Source organism: Paraburkholderia sp. SIMBA_054 (assembly GCF_046534875.1).
Taxonomy (GTDB): Bacteria; Pseudomonadota; Gammaproteobacteria; order Burkholderiales; family Burkholderiaceae; genus Paraburkholderia; species Paraburkholderia hospita.
Window position 1 is genome coordinate 1 of sequence record NZ_JAWRXV010001786.1, and the last position, 233, is coordinate 233.

Below are 233 nucleotides of genomic sequence, written 5' to 3' on the forward strand. Positions count from 1 at the left end.
GTCCTGATGCGCACTCTCTTGGCTAGATTCTGTCGCCTTATTCAGAACTGTCGAAACTGAAGGCGTAATCCAGCCAACCGCCGCTCTGAACTGATCAATCCTTTCCCCCGCCAATTGCGACCAGGTCATGCCGGTTGCCGAAAGGAACAAAAGACCGACAGCTATCCAGATACCGACCTGACTGTGAAAGCGACGGGTCTTCAGGTGGAGATTTTTCGTTTGTTTTTGTTTTC

General features: G+C 50.6%; 1 protein-coding gene. It reads right to left on the reverse strand.

Features of this window, described 5'->3' with window-relative positions; translation table 11 throughout:
- Positions 1-233: PepSY domain-containing protein (locus tag SB822_RS61235; RefSeq protein WP_410859684.1), on the reverse strand; the 233-nt coding region annotated here is incomplete at both ends.